The following is an 18,539-nucleotide window of genomic DNA, read 5'->3' on the forward strand; positions in this document are numbered from 1 at the left end:
TGGCCTCCGGCGGGCGCGGCGGGCAACACCGCAGCGCCGCAGCGCCGCGGATCATGCGGCGACGGTTTGCGCCCAGGCCAGTGCCGATAGATGGGCCTGATTGACCTCTAACGGACTCAACTTCAGCGTGGCGGATAGTGAGGCCACCAGGTCCATGCTGAGCTCGCAGGCTTCGGCCAGCGCCAGATACGGGCCATATTTACCGCTGCGCGACAGCAAGGCCGCCACTACCTCCTCGGACAGCTGCACATTGGTCAGCACCTCATCCATCGGGATGCCCAGCAACCGGTCCAGCAGCGAGAACATGCCCGCCACGAAGACATTCTCCGCCTCGCCCTGCCCCAACGCCGGCTGCGCCAGCAATTCGGCCAGGCGGCCGCGCACCACCGCCGTCTCCAGCAGCACCGGCGAATAGCCCGAGGTGCTGGCCGTCGCCAGCAGCAGCGTCAGCCAGCGGTACAGCGGCGTGTAGCCGAGCAAGGCCAGCGCCTGACGCAGCGAATGTACGTCCCTTCCCGCGCCAAAACCGGCCGAATTGATGAAGCGCAGCAGCTTGTAGGACAGCGCGGCGTCGTGCTTGAGCACCGCTTCCAACTGGGCGACATCGGCATTCTGGCGTACCATCTGCATCAGTTGCATGATCACCGTCTGCGCCGGATTCAGGCCCTTGGGGTTGGTCGATGGACGCGGCGTCAGGTGCAGCTTGCCGACAAAGGCGTTCAGGCCCAGCGCCGCGCAGGCGTCGAAGTCGGCCCAGTTGCTGACTGGCCGGGCAATCATGCCCACCGCCGTGTGTTTCAGCGCCGCATAGGTGCGCGCCTGCGTCGCCACATCGACACCGGAGCAGCGCACCTCCACATACGACGCCATGCCCGGCAAGCGCGTGCCCAGGCGCGCGAGATCGGCGTCACGCAGCAAAATGCCGACACCGCCCGCGCGTAAGCCTTGCACGGCCGCCATGATATCGGGATTATCCAGTTCGGCCGCCTTGAGCGACAGCACGGTGTGTTCCGGAGGGAGATCGTACAGGGCGTCGGCCGACAGCATCGCCGGCACGGCTTCCAGGAAGAGGAGTTTATCGCGCAGCAGCCAGCCGTTTTCGGCGTCGACCACCTGACTGGCGACCAGACCGATCAACGACTCCAGCGACTCCCGGGTGGAGTCGGCGCCCGCGCCGCCGTGGTGCCACGCAAGCTCATAGCCGACAACACGCTGCCGCGGGTCGAGCAATGGCTCACGGACGAGGAAGGTGGTCTGGTGCATGGCCTTAGAGGTAGCGGCAGGCGGCGCCCGCGTCCGCGCCGTCCGCCAGCGGGGGAGCAGCCCCCGCGACCGCCAATCAAGTTCCGAGTTTTTCGAAGATCTTGTTCAGTTTTTCGTCCAGCGTGGCGGCGGTGAACGGTTTCACCACATAGCCGTTGGCGCCGGCTTGCGCCGCCGCGATGATGTTTTCCTTCTTCGCTTCGGCCGTCACCATCAGCACTGGCAGCTTGGCCAGGGCCGGGTCGGCACGGATGTTTTGCAACATCGTCAGGCCGTCCATATTCGGCATGTTCCAGTCGGACACGACGAAGTCGAACGATTCGGCGCGCAGTTTGGCCAGCGCCATCACGCCGTCCTCTGCTTCGTCGACATTGGCATAACCCAATTCTTTTAACAGATTCCGGACGATGCGACGCATCGTCGAAAAATCGTCAACAACTAAAAATTTCATCTTTGGATCAGCCATGAATTGCTCCGTTGATTCTCTACGCGGTTGTTAATAGTGCCTACAATTTGGCATTAAGTTGTAGGATAGCATTTTCGTTGCCTGAAGGCGAACAAAGTCGCAGTAAAACGTCACACTTGCACAATTAAACACGCAAGGCGCGCATGCCGTGTTGTGCCAGGTGGCCGAGCACCATGCCCGGCAACGCCTGCAATGCGCCGACTTCGTGCGCCCCACCCATCGCGATCGCCTCACGCGGCATGCCGAACACCACGCAGCTGGCTTCATCCTGGGCGAAATTATACGCTCCGGCGTTGCGCATCTCCAGCATGCCGGCCGCGCCATCCTTGCCCATGCCGGTCAGGATAACACCAACCGCGTTTTTCCCCGCCGCCTGCGCGGCGGAACGGAACAACACATCGACCGATGGCCGGTGACGGTTGACGGGCTCGGCCTGGTCGATGCGGGTCATGTAGTTGGCGCCGCTGCGGGTCAGGTACAGGTGCGAGTGGCCCGGCGCGATGTAGGCGTGGCCCGGCAGCACGCGCTCGTTGCCCTGCGCCTCCTGCACCGAGATCTTGCACAGCGTGTCGAGCCGCTTGGCGAACGAGCGGGTGAAGCCTTCCGGCATGTGCTGGGTGATCAGGATGCCGGGGCAGTCGGACGGCATCTGCATCAGGAATTCGCGGATCGCCTCGGTGCCGCCGGTGGAGGCGCCGATGATGATCAGTTTTTCCGACGACAGCAGCGGGTTGCGCAGCGCCGACAGCGGCGCCGCCGCGTGGCCCTCGGCGCCCGGCTGCGGCAGGCGGCGCGCCTGCACGCGCGCCTTGGAGGCGGCGCGGATCTTGTCGGTGATCAGTTCGGTGTACTCGCGCATGCCGGCCTGGATCGAGATTTTCGGCTTGGTGACGAAGTCCACCGCGCCCAGTTCCAGCGCGCGCATGGTGATCTCCGAACCGCGCTCGGTCAGCGATGACACCATCACCACCGGCATCGGACGCAGGCGCATCAGTTTCTCCAGGAAGTCGAGGCCGTCCATCTTGGGCATCTCAACGTCCAGCGTCAGCACGTCGGGGTTGGTCTGCTTGATCAGCTCGCGCGCGACCAGCGGATCGGGGGCCGCGCCGACCACTTCCATGTCGGGTTGGGAATTGATGATCTCGCTCATCACGCTGCGGATCAGTGCGGAGTCGTCGCACACCAGGACTTTGATCTTCATACCATGCTTTCTTGTTATTTAAAACAGATCGATCGCGCCGGCCACCGGCGCCACCTTGAGGCGGCTGGCGTATTCGATTTCCCGTTTGACCAAGGTGTCGTTGTGGCTTTGCATCAGCTTCTTGACCAGCACCTTGCCGGTGCGCGGGAAGAAATACACCTTGCGCGGATAGATGTCGTTCAGGTCCTCGGCCACCACCTTGATCCGTTCCACCTTGAGGAATTTGAGCACGAAGGCGGCGTTGCGTTCGCCCACGTTGATCGCCGTGAAACCCTTCAACACGGCGCCGCCGCCGAACACCTTGGCCTCCAGGTTCTCGCGCTTGGCGCCGGCCTTGAGCAGGTCGTTGATCAGGATTTCCATCGCATAGGTGCCATAGCGCGCCGAGGCCGAGACCGGGCTGCCGGTGTCGCCGCCGCCGTCCGGCAGCATGAAGTGGTTCATGCCGCCCAGGCCGGTGACGCGGTCGCGGATGCAGGCCGACACGCACGAGCCGAGCACCGTCACGATCAGCATGTCCTTGTTGGTGTAGTAATACTCACCGGGCAGGATCTTGGCGGCCTGGCAGTCGAACGTGCGGTCGTAATAGACGTTGGTGGCAAATTGTTCGAGGTCCATGTTTTCTCTCAGGTGCGCGGCGGCGAGGCTTTACGCGCGGCGGCATCGTCCAGCTCGTAGACGGTCTTGCCACGCAGTTTCAACGACTCCGAGACATACAGGAAGTTTTCCGAGTGGCCCGCGAACAGCAGCGCATCCGGTTTCATCAACGGCACGAAGCGCGACAGGATCTTGCGCTGGGTGGCCTTGTCGAAGTAAATCATGACGTTGCGGCAAAAGATGGCGTCGAACTGGCCGCTGATCGGCCAGCTGTCGGCCAGCAGGTTCAGCTGCTTGAACGTGATCATATTGCGCAATTCCGGCCGCACCCGCGCCATGCCCTCGCGGTCGCCCTTGCCCTTCAGGAAGAAGCGGCGCTGGCGCTCGGCCGACATCTTGTCCAGCCGGTCCATGCCGTAGACGCCGTTGGCGGCGGTGGCCAGCACATTGGTGTCGATGTCGGTGGCGACGATCTGGCAGTTCGGCGTCAGCGTGTTGAACGCCTCGCACACCGTCATGGCGATCGAATACGGTTCCTCGCCGGTCGAGCTGGCGGAACACCAGATGGTCAGCGGCTCGCGCTTGCCCTTGACGTGATCGGCCAGCAGCGGGAAGTGGTGCGCCTCGCGGAAGAACGAGGTCAGGTTGGTGGTCAGCGCGTTGGTGAACGACTCCCACTCCTCGCCCAGGTGGCCGGCCTCCAGCTCGTCGAGGTACTTGGCGAACGAGCCGATGCCGGTGGCGCGCAGGCGGCGCGCCAGGCGGCTGTAGACCATCTCCTGCTTGCTGTCGGCCAGCGAAATGCCGGCGCGCTTGTAGATCAGCGCGCGCACCCGCTCGAAATCGCGGGCGTTGAAGTCAAATTCTTTGACGGTATCTTTTGATTGCGGCATCTGTTAGCCCTTTTGTGACGCGTAATGCTGACTATGCCACCGCACACCGGCCTGCGCCGGCGCGACGGCCGCCAGCGGGGACTCAGGCCGCCAGTTGGTCCATCAAGCCCATTTCCGGGCTGGACATCAGCTTGTCGATGTTCACCAGGATCAGCATGCGCTCATCGATGGTGCCCAGGCCGATCATGTAGTCGCTGCTGAAGGCGGTGCCCATTTCCGGCGCCGGTTTCACCTGCTCCGGGCTCAGCGTGGTGACGTCCGACACCGAGTCGACCACCATGCCGACGATGCGGCCATTGATGTTGAGGATGATGACCACGGTGAACTGGTCGTACACCGGCTCGCCCAGGTTGAACTTGATGCGCATGTCGACCACCGGAATGATGATGCCGCGCAGGTTGATCACGCCCTTGATGAAGTCCGGCGCGTTGGCGATGCGGGTCACCGCCTCGTAGCCGCGGATTTCCTGCACTTTCAGAATGTCGATGCCGTACTCTTCGGCGCCAAGCTTGAAGGCCAGATATTCGTGGCCGGCGATCTCGTTGGCATGCGCGACGGTGGATTGGATCTCTGCCATATGGGCCCCCTATGAAGAAAAAATGGATTCGTCGGCCAGTTGGCGCGACGAGCGTATCAATGCGGCGACGTCCAGAATCAGCGACACGCCGCCGTCGCCGAGGATGGTGGCACCGGAAATACCGGCCACCTTGCGGTAATTCGATTCGAGGTTCTTGACCACCACCTGCTGCTGGCCGACCAGCTCATCGACAAACAGGCCGGCCTTGCGACCGTCGGTCTCGACGATGATGACGATGCCCTGGCACGGATCGTCGAAGCGCGGCGTGATGTCGAACATCTGGTACAGCGGCACCAGCGGCAGGTATTCGCCGCGCACCTTGATGACCCGGCCCTTGCCGCTGATTTCCTTGACGTCCTCCGGCGCCGGCTGCAGCGATTCGATGACGAAGCCCAGCGGCAAGATGTAGACCTCGTCGCCGACGCGGATCGACATGCCGTCCAGGATCGCCAGCGTCAGCGGCAGCGAAATCGAGATGGTGGTGCCGAAGCCCTTGGCCGAGCGGATGTCGACCACGCCGCCCATGGCGGTGATGTTACGCTTGACCACGTCCATGCCGACGCCGCGGCCGGAGACGTCGGTCACCACGTCGGCGGTGGAAAAGCCGGGCGCGAAGATCAGTTGCCACACCTCGGCGTCGCTCATGGTGTCGCTGACGGCCAGGCCGTTCTGCTGCGCCTTGGCGAGGATGCGCTCACGGTTCAAACCGCCGCCATCGTCCGACACCTCGATGATGATGTTGCCGCCCTGGTGCGAGGCCGACAGGAACAGGCGGCCGGCGTCACTCTTGCCACCGGCGCGGCGCACCTCCGGCATCTCGATGCCATGGTCGATCGAGTTGCGCACCAGGTGGGTCAGCGGATCGACGATGCGCTCGATCAGGCCCTTGTCCAGTTCGGTGGCGGCGCCGTTGGTGATGAAGTCGACCTTCTTGCCCAGCTTGTGCGCCAGGTCGCGCACCATGCGCGGGAAGCGCGAGAACACGAAGTCCATCGGCATCATGCGGATCGACATCACCGCTTCCTGCAGGTCGCGGGTGTTGCGGGTCAGCTGGCCGACACTGGCCAGCAGGCGCTGGTGCACCATCGGGTCCAGCGTGTCGACGCGCTGCTCGATCATCGCCTGCGTGATGACCAGCTCGCCCACCAGATTGATCAGCTGGTCGACCTTCTCGATCGACACCCGGATCGACGACGATTCGGCGCCGGCATGCGCGGGCGCCTTGTCTTTTTCCTTCTCTTCCTTCTTGACCACCTTCTTCTCTTCTTCCGGCGGCGTCTCGATGACGATGCCGGCGGCGGCGCGGATCTGCTCGACCGGCTGGAAGAAACCATAGCCCTGCGCGTCCTCGGAAGAGGCGGCGGCGTTGGCGCGGATTTCATCGAGCGGCTGGAAGAAGCCATAGCCGTCGCCGCCGGCGGTGGCCGGCTTCAGGTCGGCGGTGTCGAAGAAACCGTAGCCGAGGTCGTTCTCAACCTGGTCGCGCGCGGTTTTTTCCTTGTGCGCCTGCGCCGCGTCCAGCGCCGGCAGCTCGGTCACGCCCATCTCGTCCGGGTTCAGCACGAACGAGCAGATGGCGATGATGTCGTCCAGGCTCTCGTGGGTGGTGACCACCATCGCGTTGCGGTCCTTGTCCAGCGGCGTGATCGACACGTGCCCCATCAGGCCCAGCTCCTCGCCCAGCGCCTGCACCTCGCGGTGCGCCATGGCCGGCAGTTCCAGGCGGTAGCGGCGGCCGCCGCTGTGATCGACCACCTTGGCGTCCGCCGCGTTGAAGGCTGCCACCGGCGCCAGCGCCACCACCGGCACGTCCTGCGCCAGCGATTGCAGCATCATGCGCACGTCACCGACGGCGTCCTGGTCAACCGCGCTACCGAGGCGGTGACCGTCCAGTTGCATCTTGAGTATGTCCTTGGCCGCCAGGAAGGCGTCGACGTGCTCGCCGGTCAGCGCCATCTCGCCCTTGCGGATGCGGTCCAGCAGCGTCTCCAGCACGTGCGTGATCTCGCTCATGTCGGTCACGCCAAAGGTCGACGCGCCGCCCTTGACCGAGTGGGCGGTGCGGAAAATGGCGTTCAGATCCTCGACATCGGGCGATGCCACATCGACGGCCAGCAGCAGCCGCTCCATTTCAGCCAGCAGTTCCTCTGCCTCATCGAAAAAGACCTGGTAAAACTGGCTTATATCGATGGTCATGGTGATACTCCGTTACGTTCGCTTCGCATCATTGCGCGCCTTCTATCAGCCGATGACCTTCTTAACCACCTCGATCAGCCGCTGCGGGTCGAACGGTTTGACCAGCCAGCCGTTGGCGCCGGCGGCGCGGCCCTTGGCCTTCATCTCGTCGGACGATTCGGTGGTCAGCATCAGGATCGGGGTCTTGGCGTAGCTGGGCAGCTCGCGCAGCAGCGTGATCAGCTGCAGACCATCCATGCGCGGCATGTTCTGGTCGGTCAGCACCAGGTCGACGTTCTGCAGCTTGGCCTTGTCCAGGCCGTCCTGGCCGTCCACCGCCTCCACCACCTGGTAGCCGGCCGCCTTCAGGCTGAAGGCGACCATCTGGCGCAGGGAGCTGGAATCATCAACTGCAAGTATAGTCTTGGCCATCTTGTTCTCTCTAGTAAATCGTGTTTATTGGTGGTTAAAACAGCTCGATGTCGCCGCTTTCCAGATGCTGCTGACTGACCGCCTTGCGCAGCACGCTGCGCAGTTCCAGACTCTGTATCGCCAGCGCCATGCTGACCTTGCCCAACAGCTCGACGATCTGCTCGTTGTCGCTCTCCGGCAGCATTTCGGCGCTGTGCGCGCCCAGCGTGCCGAGAAACTCGCGCAGGCCGGTGACGCGCTTCAGCGTGCGGTCCAGCAACTGGCTGGTCATGTCCTGGAACTGCAGGCTGGTGATGGCGGCGTTGACATAGCCGCCCACCTGGCCTTGCAGCGCCTCCAGCTGGGCGCGCTGTTCGGGCGTGACGGTGCCGCCGTCCAGCAACAGCTGGATGGTGGCCTGCTCCGCCGCCACCGTCTGGTGGATCGCCATGAAGTTGAAGGACAGCTTTTCGATCGCTTCCTCCAGCAACAGGCCGGTCTGGATCAGGTCGGTCTCGACTTCGGTCAGATGCCGGCGACCGTGGTCAGACACGCCGGACAACAGGCGCTTGACATGGGAACCCAGAATTTTTTTTCTCGTCATAACAGTCTCGATTACTTCCGCTTGCTTATTTTGCGTGCTTATTTGCTGGCTTATTTGCTGGCTTATTTTCTGACCGGCGGTCCGCCCGGCTTGGCCGGCGCGGCCGCCGCGGCGCCGACCTCGGCCGCCTCGTCGACATCGCCGACCTCGATCTTGCGGCCGTCGCGCAGCACATTGTCCTCGGCGCGCCGGTTCATCACCACGATGCTGATGCGGCGGTTGATCGGATTGAACGGATCAGCCTTGTCGAGATTGATGGCCGAGGCCAGCCCGACCACCCGCAACACCTTGGCGTCCTGCATGCCGCCGGCGATCAGCGCGCGGCGCGAGGCGTTGGCGCGGTCGGCCGACAATTCCCAGTTGCTGTAGCCGGCGTCGCTCATATACGGCGTCGAGTCGGTGTGGCCGGACAGCGTGATACGGTTGGGCACGTCGTTCAGCACGAAACCGATCTCGTGCAGGATTTCCTTGGTGTAGGGCTGCAGATCGGCCTTGGCCAGCGCGAACATCGGACGGTTCTGCTCGTCAACGATCTGGATCCGCAAGCCTTCGCTGGTGATGTCCAGCAGCAGCTGTTCCTTGTATTTCTTCAGCAGCGGATTGGCCTCGATCTTGTTCTCGATGCGCTCCTTCAGGTTCTTCAGGCGCTGGTTCTCCTCCGCCTCCAGCGCCGCCTTGGCCGCCGTCAGGTTATAGGTCTTCTTGACCTGCGGATCGTCGCTGGCCTTGACCTGGCCGTCGCTGCGGGTCAGGTCCTTGCCGCCGCCCTTGATGATGGACGAGCTGTCGCCACTGCCGGAGCCGCCCGACATGGCCACCTTCAGCGGCGTCTTGAAGTATTCGGAAATACCGTTGAGATCGCCCTTGGTGGTCGAGCCGAGCAGCCACATCAGCAGGAAGAAGGCCATCATCGCCGTCACGAAGTCGGCATACGCGATCTTCCAGGCGCCGCCGTGATGGCCCCCGCCGCCCTTCTTGACGCGCTTGACGATAATCGGCCGCAGGCCCTCTTCAGCCATGATTGATCCTTAACCGGGTAACAGTGCACTGCATGGCTTACTTCGACTTCGACTTCTTGATATGGTCTTCCAGCTCGCTGAAGGTGGGGCGCTCGGTCGAGTACAGCACCTTGCGGCCGAATTCGACCGCCAGCGCCGGCGCGTAACCGTTCAGACTGGCCAGCAGCGTGACCTTGACGCACTGGTACATCTTGGTCGACTCTTCCAGCTTCTGCTCCAGCAGGCTCGACAGCGGACCGACGAAACCGTAGGCCAGCAAAATACCGAGGAAAGTGCCGACCAGCGCGTGCGCGATCAGAATCCCCAGCTCGGCCGGCGGCAGGCCCACCGATTCCATCGTGTGCACCACGCCCATCACCGCCGCCACGATACCGAAGGCCGGCATGCCGTCGCCCAGCTTGGCGATGGCGTGGGCCGGCGCGGCGCCCTCGTGGTGGTGGGTTTCAATCTCGATATCCATCAGGTTCTCGATCTGGAACGCATCCATATTGCCGGACACCATCAGGCGCAGATAATCGGTCATGAATTCGACGATATGGTGGTCTTCCAGCACGCTCGGATACTTGCTGAACAGCGGACTCTGCTCCGGGCTGTCGATGTCGCCCTCGATCGACATCAGGCCCTCTTTGCGCACCTTGGACAGCACGTCGAACAGCAGCGACATCAGCTCCATGTACAGGTCTTTGGTGTAGCGCGAGCCCTTGAACAGGGTCGGCAGCGCGGCCAGCGTGGCTTTCAGGGTCTTGCTGTTGTTGCCGACCAGGAAAGCGCCCAGCGCACCGCCGCCGATCATGACCAGCTCCAACGGCTGGAGCAGCGCGGCCAGATGCCCGCCGCTGGCGGCGTAGCCGCCGAACACGCCGACACAGACCACTACATATCCGATGATGACTAACAAGTGCGCTGACTCCCCTGAGCGAAAACCGGCCGAATTGTTACCTGCCTGGGCCGGGTTTTCAATAATTTACATATAGAACTACAATAGCGTGACTAGGGGTAAGCGGGCAAGTGAATAACGTCAAATGATGCTTAAAAGTACCATATATAGAGGGGAATTTCGCGCTCAGTGACTCGAATGATGCTATCCGCTGCTCTTTCCTCAATGACAAATTCATAGCTTACGAGCATCGAATTGGGGCGCATTTCCGCCCTCGCCTTGCGCCACAATCCGGGCATCGCGGCCGGCGACAGGTAGGCGAACACCAGGTCGAACTGGCTGAAATCGAGATGTTCGTAGTCGCCGCGCAGGAAGCGGGCGCGGCTGCGACCGAGTTTGGCGCGCAGCCAGCTATATAGCCAGGGTAACGGCGCCAGCTCGATGCCGGTCACCTCGGCGTCCGGGCGAACGCGGGACAGATACAGCGTCAAGCCGCCGAGGCCACTGCCGATGTCGATCACGCGCGGCGTCGCGCCAGGCTCGGCCGGCAACAGCTGGCGCACCGCGTCCCACACAGCCGGGCCGGACGGGTAATACGGCACCTGCGTGCGGAAGGTCGACCAGTACCAGCCCAGCAGCAGCAGAAAACCGGCGCCGAACAACCAGGACGGCAACTGCAACGCCAGCGCGGTCAGCACCGCCAGCGGGAACAGCAACTGGATCGCGCGCCACCAGGCCGCCAGCGCCAGCTTCCACGTCAGCAGCGCCGCGATCAGCCCCTGCACCACGGCCAACGTCAGATAATCGGTGGGTAAACGCACACTGGCCATCACGTACAGGATGGCCAGCGTCAGCGGCAAGGCGCCGCACTGGATCAACATGGCCTGCACAGCGGGCGCGCGCAGGATGCGCTGAATCGACTGAATATAAGTGGCGGTCACGCCGGCATTATGCCGCGATTGCTTCCGCCTCGCGCGATTTTTTGGTCTTGCCGGCACGCGAAGGCATGTGGCACAGGCCGCAGACGTAGCTGCCGTTCAGGTCCATGGCGTTGACCACGAACCGGCCCTGGCATTTATTGCAGCATGCGGTTTCCAGCATTTTGCTGCTGAAGAAGCGCACCAGGGTCCAGGCACGGGTCAGCGACAGCAATGGCTCCTCGCCCGGTTCCGGCGGCATTTGCTCCAGATAGAGCTTGTACGCCTTCATCACCGCCTCGATGCCGGTGGCGCCGGCATGGGTTACCAAAAAGGCGTGGATATTAATAAACAGCGAGGAGTGGATATTCGGCTGCCAGGTCAGGAACCAGTCGGTCGAGAAAGGCAGCATGCCTTTCGGCGGCGACACGCCCTTCAGCTCCTTGTACAGCTTGAGCAGACGCTCGCGCGACAGCGATACTTCCGACTCCAGCAGTTGCAGGCGGGCGCCCAGCTGAATCAATTCGATGGCCAGCTGAATTTCCTGGGCTTCCGATACGACGCTTTTTTTGGCGGCCATGATCTGTGCTCCAGGCAATTAAACGATTTCTTCGACTGGCTGGCCGGCCATCAGGATGGCGGCGTGCGACTGGGCCAGTACGCGGTCTTTGTTGTAGTTGGTCAGCATGGACAGGATGGCGCTGTCGTCGAAGCGGAAGCGGGCCAGCATCATGTTGCCGCCTGCCAGTTTCAGGATTTGCGCATTGCTCATGCCTTCGATCAGGTCGGCGATTTCAGCGGCGATGCCCAGACGGAAGATCGCGGTGACTTTATCGGCGCGGATCATCTGCTGAGCCAGCATCAGGTAGCTCAGGTTGGCGTCGCGAATTTCAGCCATCATATCGTTTGCGGTCATTTTCCCACTCCTAGCGTTTTCTCTCTGTCGGAACACGTATGCGTTTCCGTTGAGATACATTCTGCTTGAGCAACAAAAAACTCAGAAGAGGGAACTCTCCGTATTTTTTGCAGGGAAATGACGAGCACGACCTGTCGGTGTTTGTCTTACAAACACTCGCAGATCAGCTTGTACGCCTGTGCGGCGAACGTTTCTTGCGGGATACAAGTTCCAAAATACATCCCTTTTGAATCGAAAAATAAAGCGGCAAAGCGACTCTTTTTTGCGACATCTAAACCGGTAACGGCAGCTTTTTGGAGAACTTTAGGGTTGCGACGAAAAATTTTTGATTTTTTTGCCGACCCATCAAACCGGTTGATGCGCGGTTTTCTGCGCATCCAAGAACGGTAACGGCAGCGTTTCAGGGAACTTTAGGGTGAATTTGAAAAAAATCGAAAAATTCTTAAAAAAGTCCTCAAGCCCGCTATTCATGCGGGTTGGCGACCGATACCCCCACTGAAAAATCGGCGCTTGGGGCATTTTTTCGGGTTACACTCACTACTTTAGACCTCAACTTCTATTCACAATGACAACTCGCAACCACTGCCTGGAGCGCGATGCGCAAGATCCGCTGGCCTCGCTGCGCGATCAGTTCGACCTGCCGGCCGGTGTGATTTATCTGGATGGCAACTCTTTGGGCGCCCGCCCGAAAGCCGCCCTCACCCGCGCACAACAAGTGATCGCCCAGGAATGGGGGCATGACCTGATCCGCAGCTGGAACGCCGCCGGCTGGTTCGAGCTACCCAGGCGCCTGGGCAACCTGCTGGCCCCGCTGATCGGCGCCGCCGAGGACGAAGTTGTGGTCACCGACACCACCTCGGTCAATCTGTTCAAGGCGCTCGCCGCCGCGCTGCAAATGCAGGCCGACGAGCCGGCCAGCGCCGGACGCCGCGTGATCGTCACCGAGCGCTCCAATTTCCCGACCGACATCTACATGGCCCAGGGCCTGGCCGGCTGGCTGGACCGTGGCTACACGCTGCGCCTGATCGACAGTCCGGAGGAATTGCCGGGCGCCATAGACGCCGACACCGCCATCGTTATGCTGACCCACGTCAATTATCGCAGCGGTTATCAATACGATATGGCAGCCACCAGCGCCCTCGCCCACGACCACGGCGCGCTGATCGTCTGGGATCTGGCGCACTCGGCTGGCGCGGTGCCGGTCGACCTGCACGCCGGCGGCGCCGATCTGGCGGTGGGCTGCACCTACAAGTATCTGAACGGCGGCCCCGGCGCGCCGGCCTTCATCTGGGTGCCGAAACGACACCAGCCGCAATTCCGCCAGCCGCTGTCGGGCTGGTGGGGGCATGCCGCGCCGTTCGCCATGGCGCCGGACTTCCGCCCGGCCGACGGCATCGCCCGCGCGCTGTGCGGCACCCAGCCGATTGTCTCGCTGGCACTGGTTGAATGCGGCCTTAACGTTCACCACCAGACCAGCATGCAAGCCATCCGCGCCAAATCGCTGGCGCTGACCGATCTGTTTATTGAGCTGGTGGAGCAGCGCTGCGCCGCGCATCCGCTGGGCCTGGTCACGCCGCGCGCACACGCCCAGCGCGGCAGCCACGTCAGCTTCACCCATCCGCACGGCTATGCGGTGATGCAGGCGCTGATCGCGCGCGGCGTCATCGGCGATTACCGCGAACCGGCCATCATGCGTTTCGGTTTCACGCCGCTGTACACCAGCCATACCGATGTCTGGGACGCAGTCGAGATCCTGCGCGACATCCTGGACCGCCAGGACTACAACATCGACGCCAAGCGCGACGCAGTGACCTGAAAACGAGATAAACAGTATGAGCGAAAACAAATGCCCGATGCACGGCGCCGACGACCAATGGCACGGCGCCCGGATGGACTTCAGCGATGCGATGAGCTACGGCGACTATCTGGGCCTGAACAAGATTCTGCACGCCCAGCACCCGCTGTCGCCGAACCACAATGAAATGCTGTTCATCATCCAGCACCAGACCAGCGAACTGTGGATGAAACTGATGCTGCACGAGATGCGCGCGGTGCGCACGCACCTCCAGGCCGACGATCTGCCGCCGGCCTTCAAGATGCTGGCGCGCGTGGCCCGCATCATGGACCAGTTGGTGCACGCCTGGGACGTGCTGGCCACGATGACGCCACCCGAGTACACGGCGATCCGCCCTTACCTCGGCGCCTCGTCCGGCTTCCAGTCCTACCAGTACCGCGAGATCGAATTCATCCTCGGGAACAAGAACGCCGCGCTGCTCAACGTCCACGCCACCACGCCGGAATACCCGCTGCTGCAGGAAGCATTGAACACGCCGTCGATCTACGACGAAGCGGTCCAGCTGCTGGCGCGCCACGGCCTGCCGGTATCGGCCGAGCGCCTGGCCGCCGATCCGACGCTGCCAACGGTGGCCGACGCCTCGGTGCAGCAGGCCTGGTTGCAGGTCTACGGCGACCCGACGCGCTACTGGGCGCTGTACGAACTGGCGGAAAAGCTGGTCGACATGGAGACCGCGTTCCGCTTCTGGCGCTTCCGCCATGTGACCACGGTCGAACGCATCATCGGCTTCAAGACCGGCACCGGCGGCACGGCCGGCGTCAACTACCTGCGCAAGATGCTGGACGTGGTGCTGTTCCCGGAACTGTTCGCGCTGCGCACCGAACTATAAGTTGGAGGCCGCCGCTATCTGACCAGCGGCAGTTCGATATAGCTGTCGTGATAAATGCGCTGACTGGCCTTTTTGTAATCGGCCGGCTGGGCGTGAAAGATATTCGGCACAAAGGTCTGCGGATTGCGGTCGTACAGCGGGAACCAGCTGGACTGGATCTGCACCATGATACGGTGGCCCGGCAGGAAAACGTGATTCGCGGCCGGCAGCGCAAAGCGGTAAGGCAGCGGCGCGTTGGCCTTGATCGGCTTGGGCGTCCCCAGGCTTTCGCGGTAGCGGCCACGGAAAATATCGGCCGAGATCATCAACTGATAGCCGCCCATCTCGGGCTGCGACGGCACCTGGTCCGGATACACATCGATCAGTTTCACCACCCAGTCGGCATCAGTGCCGCTGGTGGCCGCCAACAGATGCGCCACCGGCTCGCCGCTGATCTTGACCGGCGCGGTCAGCACGCCGGTGGTGTAGGTCAGCACATCGGTGCGGCCGGACGCCTCGCGCTGATCGTCCACCAGCCAGCGCGGCCAGGTCTGGCCTTTGGCCTCGTCATAGCCCACCGCCGCGATCGGCCGCGCGCGGTAAGGCACCGGTTTGGCCGGGTCGGAAATGTATTCGTCGTAACCGTTTCTGTACGACTGCGTGGCCGGCATGGCGTCGGCCAGCGTCAGCGTGGCGTTGGCGCCCAGCTTCAGCGCGGCCGGCGCGCCGGCTGCGGCAGGCCAGCGGTCCAACGTACGCCACTTGTTGGTGCCGGTCTCGAACGCCGTCACCGGCGCGATCTTCGCCGCCAGCGCCTCGGGCGACGAATCGTCCTTCAGATAACGGTCGAGGAAGGGGCGCAAGATCTCTTCGCGGAAGTGCAAGCCGGTATCGCTATTGAATTTGACCGGGCCAAGCTTGCTGCCGTCGCCATCCTGGCCGCCGTGGTTCCACGGCCCCATGACGAGGAACACCTTGTTGTCCTTGTCGTTCGGCTTGAGCGCTTGGTAGACGGCGATGGCGCCATAAATATCTTCTGCGTCCCACAGGCTATGCACCAGCAGCGTCGGCACGGTGATCGTCTGCCGCGCGAGGATTTTGTCGACGGCCTGGCTCTGCCAGAACGAATCGTAAGCCGGATGCGCCAGCACCTTGCGCCAGAAACCGCTCTGCTCCACGCCGCGCTGGCGCGCCAGTTCACCGGCCGAGCCGGCGCGCATGAAGGTGTCGTAATCGTCGTAGGTATTGGTGAACCAGCGCGCCTCATTGCGGCGCGTGACCACCTGCTCCAGGATGTACGGCAGATTCACCTGGCGGAACGCGCCGTTGTGGAACCAGTCATCGCCGCGCCAGTTGTCCACCATGGGATTCATCGGCACCGCCACCTTCAGCGCCGGATGCGGATTGACCAGCGCGACCAGCGGCAGGAAGCCGTCATATGAACCGCCGATAATGCCCACCTTGCCGTTCGACTCCGGCACGTTCTTGCTCAACCACTCGATGGTGTCCCAAGTGTCGGTCGAATGATCGATGGCGGTCGGATTGAACTCGGTGCCGGCCATCGGGCGGTTCATCACATAATCGCCCTGCGAGCCGTATTTGCCGCGCACGTCCTGCACCACGCGGATGTAACCACCCTTGACGATGACGTCCGCCTGATTGTCGTAACCCTGCAGAATGGACTCCATCTGCGCGTTCTCGGACTGGCTGGTCATGCCCTCGGCGCTATACGGCGTGCGGGTCAGCAGCATCGGCGCGTTGTGCGCGTTGCGCGGGAGGACGATCACGGTATTCAGGTGCACGCCATCGCGCATCGGTATCATCACCGTGCGTTTGATGTAGTCGAAGCTCGCCACCGGCGCCTTGAATTCGTCGGGCGTCTCACTGGGGAGGGTCTGTTGAGCGTGTGCGGAAAGGAAAACGCTGGCCAGAACAGCCAGCGCCAATGCGGATTTCTTCATGAACGCCCCGGTGTGTTGTGAAGCGCTAAAGTATCACAACACCCCGGAATGACGGTTGGTTTATTTCGCCAGCAGCAGCTCGTTCAAGCGCTTGACGAAGGAGGCCGGGTCGCTCAGCGCGCCGCCTTCCGCCAGCAAGGCCTGATCGAACAGCAGGTTGGACCAGTCGCTGAAGGAACTGGCCACATCCTCGTTCTTCAAGCGCTGCACCAGCGGGTGATCCGGATTGATTTCCAGGATAGGCTTGGACTCCGGCGCATTCTGGCCCGCGGCCTTCAGCATGCGCAGCAGATTGCCCGACAGCTCATGCTCGTCCGCCACCAGGCAGGCCGGCGAATCGGTCAGGCGGAAGGTCACGCGCACGTCCTTGGCTTTTTCTGCCAGCACTTCCTTCATCTTCCCAACCAGATCCTTGTACGACGATTCGGTTTCCTCGTGCTCCTTCTTCTCCGCCTCGTCTTCCAGCTTACCCAGATCCAGGCCGCCTTTGGCGACCGACACCAGTTCCTTGCCTTCAAACTCGGTCAGGAAGGACAGCATCCACTCGTCCACGCGATCGGTCAGCAGCAGCACTTCCACGCCCTTCTTGCGGAAGATTTCCAGATGCGGGCTGTTTTTCGCGGCGATGTAGTTATCGGCGGTGACGTAGTAAATCTTGTCCTGGCCTTCCTTGGCGCGCGCGAGGTACTGCTCCAGCGAGGTGATTTGCTCGTCGCTGTCGTTGGCGGTCGAGGCGAAGCGCAGCAGCTTGGCCAGACGATCCTTGTTGGCCGCGTCTTCGCCGATGCCCTCTTTCAGCACCTGGCCGAATTCGGTCCAGAAGGTCTGGTACTTGTCCTTCTTGTCCTGCTCATCGGCGTTCGCCAGTTCTTCCAGCATGCCGATCACGCGCTTGGTCGAGCCGTCGCGGATCACTTTAACGTCACGCGACTCCTGCAGAATCTCACGCGACACGTTCAGCGGCAGGTCGGCCGAATCGATCACGCCTTTGACGAAGCGCAGGTAGGTCGGCATCAGTTGCTCGGCGTCGTCCATGATGAACACACGCTTGACGTACAGCTTGATGCCGCCGCGCTTGTTGCGGTCCCACAGGTCGAACGGCGCCTTGGCCGGAATGTACAGCAGCTGGGTGTATTCGCTGCGGCCTTCAACGCGGTTGTGGGTATGGGTCAGCGGCGCCTGGAAGTCGTGCGAGACGTGCTTGTAGAATTCCTCGTACTGCTCCGGCGTGATGTCGGATTTGCTGCGTGCCCACAGCGCGCTGGCCTGGTTGACGGTTTCCAGTTCGTCTTTGAGGACGGTTTCCTTCTTCTCTTCGTCCCATTCTTCTTTCTGCATCACGATCGGCAGCGAGATGTGGTCGGAGTATTTGCGGATGATGGATTTGATCTTCCACGACGACAGCAGCTCGTCCTCGCCTTCGCGCAGATGCAGGATGATGTCGGTACCGCGACCGACCTTTTCGATCTGTTCGACCGAATAGTCACCCTCACCGGTCGATTCCCAGCGCACGCCTTCGGAGGCGGAGGCGCCGGCGCGGCGGGTTTCCACGGTGATCTTGTCGGCGACGATGAAGCCCGAGTAGAAGCCCACGCCGAACTGGCCGATCAGGGCCGCGTCCTGCTGCTGGTCGCCCGACAGCTTGCCGAAGAACTCCTTGGTGCCGGACTTGGCGATGGTGCCGAGGTGCGAAATCGCCTCGTCACGGCTCATGCCGATACCGTTGTCGGAGATGGTGACGGTGCGCGCGGCCTTGTCGAAGCTGACTTTGATCTTCAGTTCGTGGTCATTGCCGTACAGGGCATCGTTGTTGATCGCTTCAAAACGCAGCTTGTCCGACGCGTCCGAGGCATTGGAGATCAGTTCACGCAGGAAGATCTCTTTGTTCGAATACAGGGAGTGGATCATCAGCTGCAGCAGCTGTTTCACTTCGGCCTGGAATCCAAGGGTTTGTTTTTCAGTATCAGCCATTTTTAAATAGTCTTTTGGTTAAGATTTT

19 protein-coding genes are annotated in these 18,539 nt (G+C 62.2%); 2 read left to right on the top strand and 17 right to left on the bottom strand.

Going from position 1 to position 18,539, the window contains the following annotated elements:
• Positions 1-51: 51 nt before the first annotated feature.
• The 15 genes from GTP44_RS05730 to GTP44_RS05800 all read right to left on the bottom strand — a co-directional run bounded on the left by GTP44_RS05730 (position 52) and on the right by GTP44_RS05800 (position 12,293).
• A complete protein-coding gene (locus tag GTP44_RS05730; protein ID WP_161018684.1) occupies positions 52-1,263 on the bottom strand; it encodes an EAL and HDOD domain-containing protein in 1,212 nt (403 codons plus the stop codon).
• Between the two features lie 76 nt (positions 1,264-1,339).
• Positions 1,340-1,729, bottom strand: coding sequence for a chemotaxis response regulator CheY (gene cheY / locus GTP44_RS05735; RefSeq protein ID WP_160991762.1), 390 nt, complete (start codon positions 1,727-1,729; stop codon positions 1,340-1,342).
• Positions 1,730-1,853: 124 nt separating this feature from the next.
• Positions 1,854-2,930 (bottom strand): protein-glutamate methylesterase/protein-glutamine glutaminase, encoded by a 1,077-nt coding sequence (locus GTP44_RS05740; RefSeq protein WP_160991761.1) that lies wholly within the window; start codon positions 2,928-2,930, stop codon positions 1,854-1,856.
• A gap of 18 nt (positions 2,931-2,948) precedes the next feature.
• Entirely contained in the window at positions 2,949-3,548 is a 600-nt protein-coding gene (gene cheD / locus GTP44_RS05745) for a chemoreceptor glutamine deamidase CheD (RefSeq protein WP_161018685.1), read from the bottom strand.
• Between the two features lie 8 nt (positions 3,549-3,556).
• Complete coding sequence (locus GTP44_RS05750; protein WP_160991759.1) at positions 3,557-4,420, bottom strand: CheR family methyltransferase; 864 nt, start codon at positions 4,418-4,420, stop codon at positions 3,557-3,559.
• A gap of 82 nt (positions 4,421-4,502) precedes the next feature.
• Positions 4,503-4,997: a chemotaxis protein CheW gene (locus GTP44_RS05755; protein WP_160991758.1), complete on the bottom strand. Its 495-nt coding sequence runs from the start codon at positions 4,995-4,997 to the stop codon at positions 4,503-4,505.
• Positions 4,998-5,006: 9 nt separating this feature from the next.
• Complete coding sequence (gene cheA, locus GTP44_RS05760; protein ID WP_161018686.1) at positions 5,007-7,193, bottom strand: chemotaxis protein CheA; 2,187 nt, start codon at positions 7,191-7,193, stop codon at positions 5,007-5,009.
• A gap of 45 nt (positions 7,194-7,238) precedes the next feature.
• The gene (locus tag GTP44_RS05765; protein ID WP_160991756.1) at positions 7,239-7,604 is read right to left on the bottom strand and encodes a response regulator; all 366 of its coding nucleotides are present in this window, start codon (positions 7,602-7,604) and stop codon (positions 7,239-7,241) included.
• A 34-nt stretch (positions 7,605-7,638) separates the two neighbouring features.
• Positions 7,639-8,187 carry a chemotaxis protein gene (locus GTP44_RS05770; RefSeq protein ID WP_160991755.1) on the bottom strand — a complete coding sequence of 183 codons (549 nt, stop codon included), beginning with the start codon at positions 8,185-8,187 and terminating at the stop codon, positions 7,639-7,641.
• A 62-nt stretch (positions 8,188-8,249) separates the two neighbouring features.
• A complete protein-coding gene (motB, locus tag GTP44_RS05775; RefSeq protein ID WP_161018687.1) occupies positions 8,250-9,206 on the bottom strand; it encodes a flagellar motor protein MotB in 957 nt (318 codons plus the stop codon).
• 37 nt (positions 9,207-9,243) lie between these two features.
• On the bottom strand, positions 9,244-10,104 hold the full coding sequence (motA, locus tag GTP44_RS05780; protein WP_161018688.1) for a flagellar motor stator protein MotA: 861 nt from the start codon (positions 10,102-10,104) through the stop codon (positions 9,244-9,246).
• Between the two features lie 131 nt (positions 10,105-10,235).
• Positions 10,236-10,964, bottom strand: a complete 729-nt coding sequence (locus GTP44_RS05785; RefSeq protein ID WP_161018784.1) for a class I SAM-dependent methyltransferase — start codon at positions 10,962-10,964, stop codon at positions 10,236-10,238.
• A 67-nt stretch (positions 10,965-11,031) separates the two neighbouring features.
• A complete protein-coding gene (gene flhC / locus GTP44_RS05790) occupies positions 11,032-11,580 on the bottom strand; it encodes a flagellar transcriptional regulator FlhC (RefSeq protein WP_160991752.1) in 549 nt (182 codons plus the stop codon).
• An 18-nt stretch (positions 11,581-11,598) separates the two neighbouring features.
• A complete protein-coding gene (flhD, locus tag GTP44_RS05795) occupies positions 11,599-11,916 on the bottom strand; it encodes a flagellar transcriptional regulator FlhD (RefSeq protein WP_090177486.1) in 318 nt (105 codons plus the stop codon).
• A 146-nt stretch (positions 11,917-12,062) separates the two neighbouring features.
• Positions 12,063-12,293, bottom strand: coding sequence for a hypothetical protein (locus GTP44_RS05800; RefSeq protein ID WP_161018689.1), 231 nt, complete (start codon positions 12,291-12,293; stop codon positions 12,063-12,065).
• A 188-nt stretch (positions 12,294-12,481) separates the two neighbouring features.
• On the opposite strand from GTP44_RS05800, the gene kynU reads away from it, so the two are divergent.
• Complete coding sequence (kynU, locus tag GTP44_RS05805; RefSeq protein ID WP_160991751.1) at positions 12,482-13,732, top strand: kynureninase; 1,251 nt, start codon at positions 12,482-12,484, stop codon at positions 13,730-13,732.
• Between the two features lie 16 nt (positions 13,733-13,748).
• Positions 13,749-14,600 carry a tryptophan 2,3-dioxygenase gene (kynA, locus tag GTP44_RS05810; protein WP_161018690.1) on the top strand — a complete coding sequence of 284 codons (852 nt, stop codon included), beginning with the start codon at positions 13,749-13,751 and terminating at the stop codon, positions 14,598-14,600.
• Between the two features lie 14 nt (positions 14,601-14,614).
• Here kynA and GTP44_RS05815 read toward each other — a convergent pair whose 3' ends face one another.
• Together GTP44_RS05815 and htpG are read right to left on the bottom strand one after the other, a co-directional pair.
• The gene (locus GTP44_RS05815) at positions 14,615-16,540 is read right to left on the bottom strand and encodes a CocE/NonD family hydrolase (RefSeq protein WP_161018691.1); all 1,926 of its coding nucleotides are present in this window, start codon (positions 16,538-16,540) and stop codon (positions 14,615-14,617) included.
• A 60-nt stretch (positions 16,541-16,600) separates the two neighbouring features.
• The gene (htpG, locus tag GTP44_RS05820; protein ID WP_161018692.1) at positions 16,601-18,511 is read right to left on the bottom strand and encodes a molecular chaperone HtpG; all 1,911 of its coding nucleotides are present in this window, start codon (positions 18,509-18,511) and stop codon (positions 16,601-16,603) included.
• Positions 18,512-18,539: the final 28 nt, after the last annotated feature.

It is taken from the genome of Duganella lactea, from assembly GCF_009857505.1.
Classification (GTDB): Bacteria; Pseudomonadota; Gammaproteobacteria; order Burkholderiales; family Burkholderiaceae_D; genus Rugamonas; species Rugamonas lactea.

Excerpts from the sequence above, each read along its gene's own strand:
- GTP44_RS05730 (WP_161018684.1), bottom strand. The coding sequence starts at position 1,263 with ATGCACCAGACCACCTTCCTCGTCCGTGAGCCATTGCTCGACCCGCGG.
- cheY (WP_160991762.1), bottom strand. The coding sequence starts at position 1,729 with ATGGCTGATCCAAAGATGAAATTTTTAGTTGTTGACGATTTTTCGACG.
- GTP44_RS05740 (WP_160991761.1), bottom strand. The coding sequence starts at position 2,930 with ATGAAGATCAAAGTCCTGGTGTGCGACGACTCCGCACTGATCCGCAGC.
- cheD (WP_161018685.1), bottom strand. The coding sequence starts at position 3,548 with ATGGACCTCGAACAATTTGCCACCAACGTCTATTACGACCGCACGTTC.
- GTP44_RS05750 (WP_160991759.1), bottom strand. The coding sequence starts at position 4,420 with ATGCCGCAATCAAAAGATACCGTCAAAGAATTTGACTTCAACGCCCGC.
- GTP44_RS05755 (WP_160991758.1), bottom strand. The coding sequence starts at position 4,997 with ATGGCAGAGATCCAATCCACCGTCGCGCATGCCAACGAGATCGCCGGC.
- cheA (WP_161018686.1), bottom strand. The coding sequence starts at position 7,193 with ATGACCATCGATATAAGCCAGTTTTACCAGGTCTTTTTCGATGAGGCA.
- GTP44_RS05765 (WP_160991756.1), bottom strand. The coding sequence starts at position 7,604 with ATGGCCAAGACTATACTTGCAGTTGATGATTCCAGCTCCCTGCGCCAG.
- GTP44_RS05770 (WP_160991755.1), bottom strand. The coding sequence starts at position 8,187 with ATGACGAGAAAAAAAATTCTGGGTTCCCATGTCAAGCGCCTGTTGTCC.
- motB (WP_161018687.1), bottom strand. The coding sequence starts at position 9,206 with ATGGCTGAAGAGGGCCTGCGGCCGATTATCGTCAAGCGCGTCAAGAAG.
- GTP44_RS05785 (WP_161018784.1), bottom strand. The coding sequence starts at position 10,964 with ATGTTGATCCAGTGCGGCGCCTTGCCGCTGACGCTGGCCATCCTGTAC.
- flhC (WP_160991752.1), bottom strand. The coding sequence starts at position 11,580 with ATGGCCGCCAAAAAAAGCGTCGTATCGGAAGCCCAGGAAATTCAGCTG.
- flhD (WP_090177486.1), bottom strand. The coding sequence starts at position 11,916 with ATGACCGCAAACGATATGATGGCTGAAATTCGCGACGCCAACCTGAGC.
- GTP44_RS05800 (WP_161018689.1), bottom strand. The coding sequence starts at position 12,293 with ATGCGCAGAAAACCGCGCATCAACCGGTTTGATGGGTCGGCAAAAAAA.
- kynU (WP_160991751.1), top strand. The coding sequence starts at position 12,482 with ATGACAACTCGCAACCACTGCCTGGAGCGCGATGCGCAAGATCCGCTG.
- kynA (WP_161018690.1), top strand. The coding sequence starts at position 13,749 with ATGAGCGAAAACAAATGCCCGATGCACGGCGCCGACGACCAATGGCAC.
- GTP44_RS05815 (WP_161018691.1), bottom strand. The coding sequence starts at position 16,540 with ATGAAGAAATCCGCATTGGCGCTGGCTGTTCTGGCCAGCGTTTTCCTT.
- htpG (WP_161018692.1), bottom strand. The coding sequence starts at position 18,511 with ATGGCTGATACTGAAAAACAAACCCTTGGATTCCAGGCCGAAGTGAAA.